Source organism: Mangrovibacterium sp. (genome assembly GCF_041596335.1).
Taxonomy (GTDB): Bacteria; Bacteroidota; Bacteroidia; order Bacteroidales; family Prolixibacteraceae; genus Mangrovibacterium.
Genome location: NZ_JBFHIT010000007.1, coordinates 55,814 through 70,238, shown reverse-complemented (window position 1 = coordinate 70,238; position 14,425 = coordinate 55,814). Strand labels below are relative to the sequence as shown.

Below are 14,425 nucleotides of genomic sequence, written 5' to 3'. Positions count from 1 at the left end.
TTGTTAAATTGCTCTCGCAATGCTTCAAACAAAAAAATGAAAACATCAAAATCTTCTGTAAGCCGCAGATCATTTATTACTTCGGTATCTGGCGCTCTGGCCGGAATTACGATTTTACCCAGTCAGGTAATTGCCGGATTGGGACATCCGGCACCAAGCGACAAGCTGAACATTGCCGGGATTGGGGTCGGTGGAATGGGCTATCGGAACCTGAAAAATATGGAGCTTCAGAATATTGTCGCTCTTTGTGATGTCGATGCAAACTATGCCAACCGAAATTCATTTAGGGAATGGCCGTTGGCACCAAGATATTCAGATTTCAGGGTGATGTTTGAGCGACAACGGGATATTGATGCGGTTGTGATTGCAACTCCCGACCATACACATGCGCTCCCAGCCGTGATGGCGATGCGTCAGGGAATTCACGTTTACTTGCAGCAGCCTTTGGCGCATTCTGTTTTCGAGTCGCGGATTCTTGCTGAAACAGCAAAGCGTTATGGAGTGGCCACCCAGATGGGTAATCAGGGCAACTCTGACGATGGCATTCGCGATATTTGTGAGTGGATTTGGGCGGGTAAAATTGGTGAAGTCACCAGGGTAGATGCATGGACCAAACGACCCACCTGGCCTCAGGCTTTGGAGCGCCCCGAGAAAGAAATGCGGGTTCCAAGAGGGCTTGATTGGGATCTGTTTATCGGGCCGGCAAAGATGCGACCCTACAACGAGCTATATCACCCCGGAAACTGGCGTGGATGGTGGGACTTTGGTTCCGGCGCTCTGGGCGACATGGGCAGTCAGATTCTCGATCCGGTTTTCAAAGCACTCAAATTGGAATCTCCCGAATCGGTGCAGGCCAGTTCCACCGAATTTACGATTGACTCGGCACCAAAAGCTGAGACCATATGCTTCGAATTTCCGGCACGCGATAATTTGCCCAAAGTTGCCATGCCGCCACTTGTCGTGAATTGGTTCGATGGTGGCTTAATGCCCAACCGGCCTGATGAATTGAAGGACGGAGAGCGAATGGGCGATGCAGCAGGTGGTTGTATTTTTTACGGTACGAAAGGGAAAATCATCTGTGGCTCGAATGCATCAAACCCAAGCTTGCTGCCTGTTAGTGAGATGGAGCATTTCCAGAAACCGCAGCGTACGTTGAGACGAATTCCGGACGCGATTAACGGAGGGCACGAGCTGGATTGGATTAGAGCCTGTAAGGAATCGCGGGAGAACAGAGTGGAAGCATCGTCAAATTTCGCCTATGCGGGCCCGTTAAATGAGATGCTTATGCTTGGCACGATGGCCGTTCGCATGCAGAGCCTGAACCGGAAGCTGAAATGGGATGGTGCAAATATGCGTTTTTCAAATTTATCAAAAAGCGACTACCTACACATGCCTCGAAAAATCCGTTTTGAGACCTTTACTGGAGATTCCGGATTTAACGAACAGTACCAGGAAATGCCAGCCTTGGCGATGGCCGATGAATGGACTAGGCATACCTATCGCAAAGGATGGGAGCAAATTTGATCGAAGTATTGAGAGCTACTTTCGTTGGAACAAAAAAAAATCCTGCCGAAGCAGGATTGCAATATCTTATCCCATTTTGCTGATTCGCTCCAGCTTATTTAAATCGAGAATTTTAATTTTCCGTCCATCAATCGCAATCACTTTCTCACTTGAAAAAGTTGAAAGTGTTCGAATGGCGTTGGAAGTTGTCATGTTCGACAAGTTGGCAATGTCTTCGCGCGAAAGGTAAGCCTTTAGCGAAATACCATCGTGTTCGAAACCGTACTTTTCTTTCAACAGGAGCAGCGATTCAGCCAGACGCCCGCGAATGTGCTTTTGAGTCAGTGTAACCGTTCGTGAATTGGAGAATCCCAACTCTCTCGCCAGTTTTTGAATTAGTCGAAGGGAAAAATCCGGATTGTGGAGTAACCGACCAAAGAAGTGCTCTGTTTTAACGACCAATACTGTTGAGTCTTCGAGTGTGACAGCCGATGCATTGTGGATTTCTTCTGCAATTAAAGCTCGGTAGCCAACATAACCCAACGGTTTTGTCATTCGAATAATTTGTTCCCGACCGCCTACGCCTTCTTTGAAAATTTTAACCTTGCCATCAATAAGAAACATAAAGGCAGGAGGAGTATCTCCTTCTTTGTAGATGAACTCATTCTTTTTGAAGTTCACAACAGAGCTATTGCCAAGTAACTCTTCCTTTTCTTCCGGCTTCAACACACTGAAAGCTGATTTCGGATTTTCAAATATTTCTTTGATGCCTTGTTCTTGAGTCAGCATAGGTTAGGGTTTGCATGTTTTACAGCATCAAAGTTAATTAAATTTGTGAAATATGAAATTTTTTGAACACTTATTTTACCCTTCTAAATCCTTGCAGCGAAGAAATATAGATGCCCTTCTAATGGTTGTATTTTCGCTCTTTTTATTTAACTGTATTTTGCAACCAAAGGCATTTTTCGGCCGAAGCCAAATGCTTTTGAACTGACCCTTAAAATTGGGGGGGATTGAAAGCGTTTATACTCATTTTGATTCACCATACGTACTGTTTTGAGTACTGTTTCCCGATCAAATCCCTGTTTTATGATTTCTTCCGGTGATTGGTTCATTTCAATATACTTGAATAAAATGGCATCCAAGGTATCATAATCAGGTAACGAGTCGGTGTCTTTCTGGTCTGGCCTGAGCTCGGCTGATGGCGGTTTAGTGATGCTGTTTTCCGGAATCACCTCTTGATTGCGATTGATGTAGCGGGCTAATTTGAAGACATCGGTTTTATACACATCTCCTAAAACCGAAAGTCCGCCATTCATGTCACCGTAGAGCGTTCCATATCCAACCGCACATTCACTTTTGTTGGTTGTGTTTAGCAGGATGTTCCCAAACTTATTTGACACGGCCATCACTAAAATACCACGCGTCCGTGCCTGAATGTTTTCTTCGGCCACGCCTGGAGGTAAATTTTCAAATATCGGGCTGAGTTCTTTCTCGAAATCATCCACCATGTTCTGAATTCCGACAATATCATATTTTACGCCCAAATTATCGGCTAGTTGAATGGCATCAGCGACACTATGATCCGACGAATAGCGGGACGGCATGAGAATTCCATGTACATTTTTTGCTCCCAGAGCTTCTGCGGCCAAGGCACACACCACAGCCGAATCAATTCCGCCGGACAGCCCCAATACCACATCGGTGAAGTGCATTTTACGGAAGTAATCGCGGATTCCCAGGATCAGCGCTTGGTGTATTTTGCCAATGTAGTCTGTTTCAGCCTGTTTTTGCTCAATCGGATTTTCTGTATCGACGATACAAAAATCTTCTTTGAAGTAGGCCATTTCTACCGGAATGGATCCATCGGCACGAACGAAACACGAACCACCGTCAAAAATGAGTTCGGTGTGGGCTCCGGTTTGGTTTACATAGACAATCGGGAGGCTGTATTGACGGGCGTTTTTCACCAAAATATCTTTTCGCCAGCTTTCCTGATTGTATGAAAATGGCGAGGCAGATAAATTGATCACCAGATCGGGATTCAGTTTGCTCAGTTCCGCCATTGGGTTGCGTTGGTAAATTTTGTCGCGCCCAAATTCATTTTGTGTGGGTTGTTCGTACCACAAATCTTCGCAAATGGTCAGAGCTAGTTTTTTCCCGTTGAACTCGACCAACTCGAATAAGCGGTTCGGCTCAAAATGGCGATATTCATCAAAAATATCGTAGGTCGGTAACGACGACTTATGACGGACAGCCTGAATCGTTCCTTCACTTAGGAAATAGGCTGAATTGTGCAGCTTTTTACCATGGCTGCTCTCATTGATGCTTGGCCCTCCGACTACAGCCGCGATCCCAACACATGATTCAGCAATATGGTGAATGGTTTGGATGGCTAATTCAATAAATTCTTTCCGCTCAAGTAAATCATGCGGGTAGTAACCACTTACAGCCAATTCCGAAAATACGACCAATTCAGCACCTTCTGCTTTCGCTTTCTGAATGGCTTCAATTATTTTTTCCGAATTGCTTGCAAAATTGGCGATATGGTAGTTCAATTGGGCTAGCGCAACTTTCATGGGTTCAATTTTTCTAATGGCGGTTTATCCGTTTCAATGGATGTGTTTATGATGTAATTTGATTCATAGAACCGGCAATTGACGGTTTAGCCCTGAAAAGAGATCGGGCTCCGGTTAATTGCTACACTCAGCAAAAATAATTGAAATCAGAAAATAATCGGCTGAATTGTTAGAAAACCAGACCTAATTTAAAGGTAAGTGAATTTAGTGTGGTTTTTTCGCCTAGTCCGCCTTTGGTCACATCAACAAAACCGCTCTTGTAGGCTAATCCCAACACTAATGCATTGCGTCCTCCCAAGTCAAATTCGCTTCCAAGTCCAAGATTCAAAGCCATATTAAATAGTTTGACTTGTTTGTTGATGTCACTTTGATCGAACTGCTCATCGCTCGAGTCGCCTTTTGCCGTCACATTAATTCCGGATGACAGGCCAAATAGTCCCCAATAGGTCCAACGGTGAAATTGGTTGGTGCGCATTTTCAGGGCCAATGGTACTTCAACGTAACTCAGGCGGTAGCGAATACTGGTTCCGGAGTCAAATTCATTTCCCGCGAACGTAAAATTATCGGCGGTGTTATAAGTTAGTTCGCCTCCGGTTTGGCTAACCAAAACTCCGGTTGTAAAGGCGTAGCGCATTTCCTGATCAAAAAAGATATCTGCATTCACTCCAAATTCGTAGCCAAGTGTCGACTTGTTTTTTTGAATTTCTTTAACTCCCGGCGACATCCAGTTGATAGTCGGGCTGGCCGAAAAAGACAATTCGAATAGCGATTGGGCAAAACTGACGCTGCAAAATAGCATCGTTACGATAAAAATCAGACTTCTTTTCATAGGGTAATTTTCCGTTTGCAATTCATGTTTGGTGCATTTCTTTCGCCGTTTTTGTTTCAAATCACATTAAGAACGAGCGTTGCAAGCCTTTTGGTATTCACAAAGCTCGAATATTATTTCCAGAATCCAATGCGTGAAAGTCAAATTCTTCCGGCCCGATCATGATCAGATAACATAAGGCAACCCAATTTAAGTTCAAATAGTGCCCGGGTGCAGAAAAGCTGTTTTGACAAAACCAACCAGAAGGCGGGAAGGTGAAATTTCAACCTGTCTGATTGGCTTTTGTGGTTTCGTTTTCCGTTTTTAACGAACAGCACCAAAATATTTCGGCGCTTTTTTAGTTCAACATCTTATAGCCCGGAACTTTTCGGGTTCGTTTATATTGAATAGTTTTGCAGAAAGCTGAAAATAGATCATTCATGAAAAATATCGTCACATTACTGGCGTTTGTGTTGCTCTTGATTTCTTGTCAGAGAAACCCGTTAAAAGTAGATCTTTCGAATACAAAAATCGATTTCCGGTTTCACGATTTTGGGAACGATCTCTTTGAGATTAAAGATGGTTTTGAATCGGAACTGAGTGAATTAGAAAAGGATTACCCTGAAATCTTGCCGCTTTTCACAGCAGAGATCATCAACATTGGAATACCGGGAGAGGAGGGGTTTAACGATCTTTTGCTGACGTTTTTAAACGATTCGTTGATCAATGAAGTTAAAGCTGAAGTTGATAAAAATATTGATCGACACTTGATTCGTGAGGGGTTGGCCGAGAGTTTTCGTTATTTTCATTACTATTTTCCCGACCGTATTATTCCGGATGTATTCACTTGCGTGAGCGGTTTTAACCAGTCCATTGTTATGACCGAGAATTTGTTGGGAGTTGGATTGGATAAATATCTGGGGCGCGATTGTTCGTATTATCCGCGTCTTGGAATTCCAAACTATCAACAACTAAATATGTACCCCGAAAAAATTATTTCTGATGCGATGTACGCGTGGGGGATGACTGAATTTCCGTTTGATGGATACGGCCCGCATTTGATCGACCGAATGATTTATGAGGGCAAACTACTATATTTGCTTGATGCCACCCTGCCTGATACGCCTGATACCCTGAAAATTGGTTACACAAAAAAGCAAATGGAGTTTTGTGTTGAGAAAGAAAGTGCGATGTGGACCTACTTTGTGGAATATAAGATGCTGTTTTCGACTGAACGGATGGACATTAAACGGTATGTTGATGATGCGCCTTACACATCGAGTTTTACGGATCAATCGCCGGGGAGAACCGGTGCCTGGATTGGATGGCAAATTGTAAAAGCATACATGAAGAATAACCCGGAAGTTAGTTTGCCGGAGCTGATGACGGATAAAAATTGTAAAAATATTCTGAATCAATCGGCCTATCAACCGGATTAGTTCGCAGCTTGCTCGGATTAATCCCATTTAAAACGGAGTGATCCTGATTCGAATAAACTGTTCGACCCTTAATCCGATGCGTTTCCTTCATTCATGGTTTTGGCCGGTGACTATTCGTTGATAGTTAAATTGCTCGTTGTGTTGTGGAGGCAAATGTTAATGGGCCTATTACGAGTGTGTTGCTATACGTAGTTGTGTTGGGCTCCTGCAATTGTGTTCGGTTGTTGCCGGAACGAGTGGCTAAGAGTCAACTTTGCAGAGATGCCGATTTTCAAGTTTATCGCTCACCCAAAATCAGGCTTGGTTAGCCTCTGATCGTCAGTATGAACCCACTGCCGTGAATGTTTTTGATCTCCACTGAGGGATCGTTGGCCAAATACTTCCGCAATTTTGTGAGGTACACGTCCATGCTTCGGGCGGTAAAATAGCCGTCGTCGCCCCATATTTTCTTGAGCGCAATTTCGCGAGGCAGCAATTCATTTTTATATTCTACCAACAATTCCAGAAGCTCCGCTTCCTTTGGTGAAAGCTTTTGCTCCATCCCGTCGTGGTTAATAGCCCGTCGCGATGGAATGAATTGATAACTCCCAATTTGATGAGAATCCGTGGCGCGCTGATCCATATTTCGTCCCCGGTTTAGGATTGCCCGAATCTTGCGCAACAAAACTTCGGTGTCAAACGGTTTGGTGACATAGTCGTCGGCCCCAACATCGTAGCCTTTCAATACATCGGCTTTCAAATTCTTTGCTGTCAGGAAAATAAACGGAACATGTTTATCGATTTTCCGGATTTCGCTTCCAACCGTAAAGCCATCAATATGAGGTAACATCACATCCAGTAAACAAAGCTGAAATTTACCTTCACGAAAGCGGTCTATGGCATATTTCCCATCATCAACCCAAGTAACTTCATAGTCATTTAGTTCCAGATATGATTTTAGTACGGCTCCAAAGCTCAGATCGTCTTCCAGTAAAAAAACAGATGTATTTTCAGTAGTCATATGATTCATTCAATTTGAAAGAAAAAAACATTATTCGCGCACAAACGGTAGGAAAATATCGAAGCAGCTTCCTTTTCCAATGTCACTGCGAACCTGTATCGTTCCTTTATTTGCTTCAACAACAGCCCGAACATAGCTCAATCCCAGTCCGAATCCCTTAACGTTATGGATATTTCCGCTAGTCTGCCGGTAAAAACGTTCAAATATCCTCGACTGAACGGTTTTGGTCATTCCAATTCCCTTATCGCTGACTGAAATAATCAGCCCCTTTGTTGTGTTCTGTGTTGTAATTGTAATCTGAGGGACATCGGTGGAGTATTTGTTCGCATTGTCCAATAGGTTATAAATGAGGTTGGCGCAGTGCGATCGGTCGGAAGTTACCACCGGATTGGCTGCGTCTAGTTGCATTAGCAACTGTCCTCCTCGTTTGTCCACTTGCAGTCGGATGCTTTCGCTAACATCTTCAATCAGTTGATGAATGTTTACGGATTCCCAACGAAATTCGAATTCCTTCTTATCCAGGCGGGCGATGGTTAAAATATCTTCCACCTGCCTGTTCATGCGGTTGTTTTCCTTTTTAATCATATCGACATAGAAGTTGATTCGCTCCGGTTGGTGGATCACTTTCTCGTTGCGGATCGAATCAGCGGCTACTGATATGGTGGCGATGGGGGTTTTAAATTCATGGGTCATGTTGTTGATGAAGTCGGTTTTCATTTCCGAGATTTTTTTCTGTCGCAACATAAAAAGAATACTCAACCCAAAAGTCAACAAAATGATTAAGGAGAATATCAGAGAGGCTGCCAGTAGCCAACTAATGGAACGGTACAAATGCCTTCCTTGATTTGGGAAATAAACATGCAGCTTCGTTTCGCGGCTAAAAATAGCATAGGGGAAAACCGGAACCTGAAAAGGGCTTTCAAGCAGAGCCAGACTATCGGAATCCTCCGATAAATACCGAATCGTGTCGTGTTCCGAAATCGCAAATTCGAAGTCAATCGGAATATCACGATGGGTAAGCTCATGACTCAAAGCAGCCCGGATTTCTTCCGGAGCGGGCATGCTCCGATCCAGTTCAGATAGTTCAGAGATCACTCGGTTCGAAAATTTATGCAGGTTATTTGCTTTCAGTTCAATCCGTTGGTGCAGTCCTGGCGAAATCGTCTTTAGTGAGTCTAAAAAGCGGTCGATCGAGTCGAGTCGCTGACGGTTTTGGTCAATAAAAGTTTTGGTGTCGCTCAGTACCGTATCCCGACTTGCCACTACGATTGTTTCGGTTTGTATTTGCTTGTTATTCGCATCCGAAAAGGTAAAGCTATGTGTTCGGATTCCGCTACTATCGTCAACTATTTCGACCCGGGCAGGCGATTTATGTTGTTTGTCGCGGATCATTCGAATTTGGCGCCGTGGCAGCGGAGGAGAATTCCGTTTAACCCGCTGGAGAGAATCAGCACCGTCCGCCCGTGTAAAGATCCGGAAGTTCTGTTCGTCTTCCAATCGCTCTGCAGCACGGTTCAGCACCTCATTTATACTCCTATTGAATAAGTCATTCCGAACCTCGATGGCATTATTTATCCAGACAATCTGCACCAGGATAATACCCACTATCGACAGTCCCATCAATATAATAATATAGCTAAACGTTTGCTTGCTCATTTCTTTTTGTCGTTTCCGGATCTAACTTTCGGCTCAAATATAACGCTTTAAGCAACAGTCGATTTCAACTTTAACTTTTCTTTAACTCATTTTAAGTGGGTCTTAACTCATTCACAGTGGGGCCGGTCCTATCTTTGCTTCAGACATTCAAACAAAAAGAAAATAGAAATGAAAACAATTTTAAAAACAACATTGCTGGCCGGTATCGTTCTTCTGAATATTCCGGTTTCGGCGCAAAGTTCAAACGATGGTCAAGTTGAGAAACCCGTAGTTCAGAAGCATCTGAAAATGGTTAAGGTTGAAAACGGAGTAGTAACCGAACTCGATACGATGATTACAGGTGATGAAGAGCTGGTTTGGGATGGTGATTCGGTGATGAAACGAGAAATGAAAAATTTCCGATTTGCAAAGCACCACAAAGGTCATCGTCCACCGATGGGGAAATTTGATAAAGAAGACTTTAAAGAATTTAGGAAAATGAAACGTGTTGACGGAGATTCAACCTGCCACATGGCAATGCAACATAGAGGGAACGGAAAAGGAGAATTGAAGCGCCCCGGACGCCCCGATATGCCGCAGTCGCCTCGCGCGATGCATCGGATACATAAGAAAAGGATGGCCAACCCAGATCTGATTAATTTAAATGACCCGGGTGTAATCTCGTTCAAAAAGAAAACAATGAAAAACGGGATTGAGAAAATAGAAATCGTTCGCCAAAAACCGGTGGAAAAACAAATTGAGCTTGAAACAGAGGTGACAATAGAGAATGAAAGCTCAAACTAGTTGTTCCCTTTCCACAATAAAAGATAAGCAATGAAACAAGAAAGACTGCCGAAAACATTTACAGGCAGTCTTTTATTGTTTATTCATCGTGGTCTGTTCTTCCGATTTCATTTTTCGCGATTTTGGATTTTTTAACTAAATAATGACCTTGAAGTATTTCCTCGGTGCAACTGAACTCCCCGGAATGATGTAAATTGTCGACTGGCTATAGTTTTGCCCGATTTTAAAGGCAGTTCCCGAATTCGAATCAATTATAAAAAACTTTTAGTAATTCCTAAAACCGGATTAAACGTTTGGTTGGAATGGAAGTCTGACTACCAAATAGTGCTTACGCTCCAGTTAAACCTGTTACGACTAATTATTTTGACCCATGAAAATTACCATTGAAGGACTGAGTAAAATATACCCTAACGGAAACAGGGCAATCAATAATATCAATCTTGAGATTGGCGATGGCATGTTTGGTTTGTTGGGGCCAAACGGCGCGGGAAAGTCGAGTCTGATGCGTATATTGGTCACTTTGATGCAGCCTAGCAAGGGGAAAGTTACGATCGATGGGTACGACCTGATTAAAAACCGAAAAGAAATTCGGCAGATGCTGGGCTATTTGCCTCAGGATTTTCGCTTTTTCTCCAAGTTAAGTACCTACGAGTTTCTGGATTATGCAGCTCGGCTGGCCGGAATTAAAAACAGCAAAGAGCGTGGGCAGGCTGTTGATCGCATGTTGGAAGAGGTTGGGTTATTTGAAGCCCGCGACCGACAAGCCAATCGATTGTCGGGAGGGATGAAACGACGCCTGGGGATCGCACAAGCATTGATTAACAGTCCGAAGATAATAATTGTTGATGAACCCACGACCGGCCTCGACCCGGAGGAACGCATCCGCTTTCGCAACCTGTTATCATCCATTTCAACGCAGGAGGTGACCATCATTCTTTCAACCCATATCGTTGGAGATATTTCGAGTACTTGTAAAAACATGGCTTTGCTTAATAAAGGCGAATTGGCCTACAGTGGATCGCCCGACGAGATAGTGAGCCAGGCGAATGGTAAAGTGTGGTTGATAAAAGCCACAGAAAGTGAATATTTGGAGATCAACGAAAAGTATCCGGTGATTTCAACGGTTCCAACGCCCGAAGGCTGGGAAATTCAGATTGTGGCCGACCAAATAAACGGATACTACGGGCAAAACATCGATCCCAATCTGGAGCATGCTTATGTTTATTTCATGGAAAAACAACTGAACCAATGGAGTTCGGTATAGAGAAGCGGAATTAACAACAACCGACTACCAATTAACAACGACAACTACAAAATACTACCTATGATTTCTCTTCACAATATCCGGTCTATTGCGTTGTATGAAACCAAAACGCTTCTGCGTTCCTGGTTCTTTCGCATATTTGCTATTCTGGCAATGGTGGTGCTCATTTTTTTCAATGTTGGAACCCTTTTGCAGGCAGGTGGAACCGGAATGTGGGCGATGAAAGGAATTCCGGCAAACATACCTTACGTCAACCTTCTTCTGTTGAATGTGGTTCAGGCGATTATAGCCATCTTTTTAGCCAGCGACTTTCTGAAACGCGATAAAAAACTGGACACCACCGAAGTAATTTATGTCCGACCCATGACCAATGGCGAATATGTGATTGGAAAAACACTCGGCAATCTGGGTGTTTTCATTGTCCTCAATCTGATTATTCTGGGTATTGCCCTGGTATTTAATTTTATAGCCAAAGATACCGAGCCAAACTACCTCGTTTATCTATATTATTTCCTGCTCATTAGTGTTCCGACGCTGATGTACATCATGGGGCTGTCGTTTCTACTCATGTCACTGATAAAAAATCAGGCGGTCACTTTTGTCGTTTTGTTGGGATATGTTGCCATCGCGCTCTTTTACCTCAAGGACAAATTCTACTACCTATTCGATTATATGGCCTTCAATATCCCGATGGCCTATTCCGATTTTGTAGGGTTTGGCAATGTTCAAACCCTGTTGGTGCATCGCGGAATGTATTTCTTTTTGGGATTGTCCTTCATTCTGTACACCATAATTATGCTGAAAAGGCTCCCGCACTCCAACGCCGTTCGGTATATTGCCAGCATCCTGGGAACCATATGTCTGGTTTTTGGTGTATTTCTGGGCTACAAACATGTTAACCAGTTTTTGCAGGAACAAAACCTGCGGGCCGAGATGATTGCAATTAATGAGAACTACCGCGACACAAAAGCGGTTCAGGTGAGCGACTACGACATTCAACTGCAACATGAAGGCGACCAAATTAAAGTTGCAGCGAAGCTTACAATCGGCAATACACAGGCTAAGCCAATAAAAGAAGTAATCTTTAGTTTGAACCCTGGATTGAAACTGGACGATTTGACCGCGAATGGTCAGCCTCAGCGTTTTGAGCAGACTCAGGGGCTCATCAAACTGACGGATTTTCAAATTCAACCGGGTGAAAATGCTGCGCTGGAATTCCGCTATTCCGGATTCATCAATGAAGCTGCAACTTACCTGGATATTGATGAAGAAACCCGTGGCGAAGCGTTTCGGAACTTTCTGTATCAGATCGACAAGCGCTATGCTTTCCTAACCGAAGACTATGTTCTGCTTACGCGTGAGAACGGTTGGTACCCGGTTCCCGGAGCAGGGTATAGTCCGAACAATAGCCAGTGGTTTGCAAGGCAATTCAGTAATTATAAGCTGTCGGTAACAACAACCGACGGACTGACAGCGATTTCACAAGGAAAAGCTGAACAGGACGGCAATACCTTCCGGTTCGAATCGACCCATGCCAATTCGCAAATATCCCTGGTAATTGGCGACTATGAGCGGATTGAACAAGACATTGATGGGTTGAGTTTCAATATCTACGTAAAAAAGGGACACGACTATTTTTCGTCTTTTTTTGAAGATATTAAAGATACGATTCCGGCAGTTGTGACCGAGGCCTTACAGGATTTTGAACGATCGTTGGACATGTATTATCCGTTCGAGCAGTTTTCGATTGTTGAAACGCCCATTCAATTCTGTAGTTACGACCGGGTGCTAACCGGATCGCGTGAGCAAACGCAGCCGGAAATGGTGTTGTTTGCTGAGAAAGGACTATTGGTGAACGATGCCGATTTTGCCGGACGAATGGAAAATCAGGGGCGTTTCGGCTCTCGGGATCGGAATGAAGATATGACCCCGGAAGAAAAAAAGATTCAGGTGCTGAAGAATTTTATTTCTTCGTTCACTTCAAAGTCAGGCCGACCAAATTTTAGTCGTTCCCAGGGACAAATGCAGGTTGAAGAGCAACCAAATATCTACTACATTTTTCCGTTGTTCTATAATTACGCCTACTACATTTCTTCGGATCGGTGGCCGATTACTGACCGTGTTTTTGAGGGCTACAAGAAAGGGCAACTCAATAACAGCACGATGGGCTGGATGCGCGATCTGCAAGGAATGTCGGAAAATGAAGAAGCAAACCTGGCGTTATTGTCGCATAGTTTCGAAGATTTACTGGAAGATCCTGATCAAAAACAGATCATCGACAATGTCATCCAACTGAAAGGAACCGCATTGTTTTCAATCATCAAACGACAAGCAGGCGACGAAGCCTTTGAAGACTTCCTGTTCGATTACCTTAGCAAAGCGAAATTTGCGAATGCCTCCATTGAAGATTTCAACCGGCAGGCCAAAAACGAATTCGATATCGACCTGATTCCGTACATGGAAAACTGGTTCGCCAGTACCGATCTGCCTGCTTTTTTAATTGGACCTATTTCGGCGGTGAATGTGTTAGATGTTGACCAACTGAAAACAATGGTGAAATTTAAGGTAAGTAACACCGAAAATACAGAAGGCATTTTATTGGTAGAATTCCGCACCGGAGGAGGTTTTGGGCGAAGCAGCAGTTCGTCGGACAATGTCAGTAAATTGATTCATCTGGATGGCAATCAAACCAAAGAAGTTAGCTTTTTGCTGTCGGGCACACCGCGGGGAGCAACCATTAATACCCTGGTGTCGCGAAATATTCCCTCCGAAATTCAACTCCGTTTGGATAATATTGAAGAAGATCCGAAAGCCATTCCTTTTGAAGGTGAAGAAGTGGTTGATAGTCCTGTGCGAATTGCCGAAGACAATGAAATTATTTTGGATAATGAAGATCCCGGCTTCGAAATTAGTGCCAGCCAGCAAGTTAGCCTATTGCGGCAACTGCTGATTGACGATGATGCCACCACCGATAAATACCAGGGATTTAATGGTTGGCGTGCACCCAGAACGTGGACTTTGACAACTAATTCTTCATTTTACGGAGCCTATATTCGTTCGGCTTATTACATACGTTCGGGCGAGGGCGACCAGGTTGCCCGCTGGAATATTCCGATTACGGATGCTGGTTTTTACGATGTGTATGCTTTCGTTTATAAAGAAGGTCAAAGACGCAGAAACCGGAATCCGGGGGAATTTCATTACACCATTCACCACGATGATGGCAGCGAAAAAGCAGTCGTTGAAGTTAAATCGGCCGATGAAGGATGGAACCATCTGGGAGCCTTTTACTTTTCGCGCGATACAGCTTTGGTTGAACTGTCGAACCTGAACACGGGGAGTGTCGTTGTTGCCGACGCGATAAAATTGATTAAACAATAAAACCATTTCATA

The 14,425-nt window shown here is 43.8% G+C and carries 10 protein-coding genes; 5 read left to right on the top strand and 5 right to left on the bottom strand.

Features of this window, described 5'->3' with window-relative positions; translation table 11 throughout:
- Nucleotides 1-36 precede the first annotated feature (36 nt).
- Nucleotides 37-1,524 (top strand): Gfo/Idh/MocA family protein, encoded by a 1,488-nt coding sequence (locus ABZD21_RS04470; protein WP_372773195.1) that lies wholly within the window; start codon nt 37-39, stop codon nt 1,522-1,524.
- Between the two features lie 66 nt (nt 1,525-1,590).
- Here ABZD21_RS04470 and ABZD21_RS04465 read toward each other — a convergent pair whose 3' ends face one another.
- The 3 genes from ABZD21_RS04465 to ABZD21_RS04455 all read right to left on the bottom strand — a co-directional run bounded on the left by ABZD21_RS04465 (nt 1,591) and on the right by ABZD21_RS04455 (nt 4,911).
- Nucleotides 1,591-2,292, bottom strand: coding sequence for a Crp/Fnr family transcriptional regulator (locus ABZD21_RS04465; protein WP_372773194.1), 702 nt, complete (start codon nt 2,290-2,292; stop codon nt 1,591-1,593).
- Nucleotides 2,293-2,438: 146 nt separating this feature from the next.
- A complete protein-coding gene (locus ABZD21_RS04460) occupies nt 2,439-4,082 on the bottom strand; it encodes an NAD+ synthase (RefSeq protein WP_372773192.1) in 1,644 nt (547 codons plus the stop codon).
- Between the two features lie 169 nt (nt 4,083-4,251).
- Complete coding sequence (locus ABZD21_RS04455; protein ID WP_372773190.1) at nt 4,252-4,911, bottom strand: porin family protein; 660 nt, start codon at nt 4,909-4,911, stop codon at nt 4,252-4,254.
- A 419-nt stretch (nt 4,912-5,330) separates the two neighbouring features.
- On the opposite strand from ABZD21_RS04455, the gene ABZD21_RS04450 reads away from it, so the two are divergent.
- Nucleotides 5,331-6,329 (top strand): hypothetical protein, encoded by a 999-nt coding sequence (locus tag ABZD21_RS04450; RefSeq protein ID WP_372773188.1) that lies wholly within the window; start codon nt 5,331-5,333, stop codon nt 6,327-6,329.
- Nucleotides 6,330-6,633: 304 nt separating this feature from the next.
- Here the strand turns inward: ABZD21_RS04450 and ABZD21_RS04445 are convergent, their stop codons facing one another.
- Both ABZD21_RS04445 and ABZD21_RS04440 read right to left on the bottom strand, forming a co-directional pair.
- The gene (locus ABZD21_RS04445; protein ID WP_372773186.1) at nt 6,634-7,329 is read right to left on the bottom strand and encodes a response regulator transcription factor; all 696 of its coding nucleotides are present in this window, start codon (nt 7,327-7,329) and stop codon (nt 6,634-6,636) included.
- A 30-nt stretch (nt 7,330-7,359) separates the two neighbouring features.
- Complete coding sequence (locus ABZD21_RS04440) at nt 7,360-8,985, bottom strand: sensor histidine kinase (RefSeq protein WP_372773185.1); 1,626 nt, start codon at nt 8,983-8,985, stop codon at nt 7,360-7,362.
- Between the two features lie 168 nt (nt 8,986-9,153).
- Here ABZD21_RS04440 and ABZD21_RS04435 point away from each other — a divergent pair, with 168 nt between their 5' ends.
- From ABZD21_RS04435 to ABZD21_RS04425, 3 genes are all read left to right on the top strand, one after another.
- Nucleotides 9,154-9,768 (top strand): hypothetical protein, encoded by a 615-nt coding sequence (locus ABZD21_RS04435; protein ID WP_372773183.1) that lies wholly within the window; start codon nt 9,154-9,156, stop codon nt 9,766-9,768.
- Nucleotides 9,769-10,138: 370 nt separating this feature from the next.
- On the top strand, nt 10,139-11,032 hold the full coding sequence (locus tag ABZD21_RS04430) for an ABC transporter ATP-binding protein (RefSeq protein ID WP_372773181.1): 894 nt from the start codon (nt 10,139-10,141) through the stop codon (nt 11,030-11,032).
- Nucleotides 11,033-11,092: 60 nt separating this feature from the next.
- Nucleotides 11,093-14,413: a hypothetical protein gene (locus ABZD21_RS04425; RefSeq protein ID WP_372773180.1), complete on the top strand. Its 3,321-nt coding sequence runs from the start codon at nt 11,093-11,095 to the stop codon at nt 14,411-14,413.
- Nucleotides 14,414-14,425: the final 12 nt, after the last annotated feature.

Excerpts from the sequence above, each read along its gene's own strand:
- ABZD21_RS04430 (WP_372773181.1), top strand. The coding sequence starts at position 10,139 with ATGAAAATTACCATTGAAGGACTGAGTAAAATATACCCTAACGGAAAC.
- ABZD21_RS04435 (WP_372773183.1), top strand. The coding sequence starts at position 9,154 with ATGAAAACAATTTTAAAAACAACATTGCTGGCCGGTATCGTTCTTCTG.
- ABZD21_RS04470 (WP_372773195.1), top strand. The coding sequence starts at position 37 with ATGAAAACATCAAAATCTTCTGTAAGCCGCAGATCATTTATTACTTCG.
- ABZD21_RS04440 (WP_372773185.1), bottom strand. The coding sequence starts at position 8,985 with ATGAGCAAGCAAACGTTTAGCTATATTATTATATTGATGGGACTGTCG.
- ABZD21_RS04455 (WP_372773190.1), bottom strand. The coding sequence starts at position 4,911 with ATGAAAAGAAGTCTGATTTTTATCGTAACGATGCTATTTTGCAGCGTC.
- ABZD21_RS04465 (WP_372773194.1), bottom strand. The coding sequence starts at position 2,292 with ATGCTGACTCAAGAACAAGGCATCAAAGAAATATTTGAAAATCCGAAA.
- ABZD21_RS04445 (WP_372773186.1), bottom strand. The coding sequence starts at position 7,329 with ATGACTACTGAAAATACATCTGTTTTTTTACTGGAAGACGATCTGAGC.
- ABZD21_RS04450 (WP_372773188.1), top strand. The coding sequence starts at position 5,331 with ATGAAAAATATCGTCACATTACTGGCGTTTGTGTTGCTCTTGATTTCT.
- ABZD21_RS04425 (WP_372773180.1), top strand. The coding sequence starts at position 11,093 with ATGATTTCTCTTCACAATATCCGGTCTATTGCGTTGTATGAAACCAAA.
- ABZD21_RS04460 (WP_372773192.1), bottom strand. The coding sequence starts at position 4,082 with ATGAAAGTTGCGCTAGCCCAATTGAACTACCATATCGCCAATTTTGCA.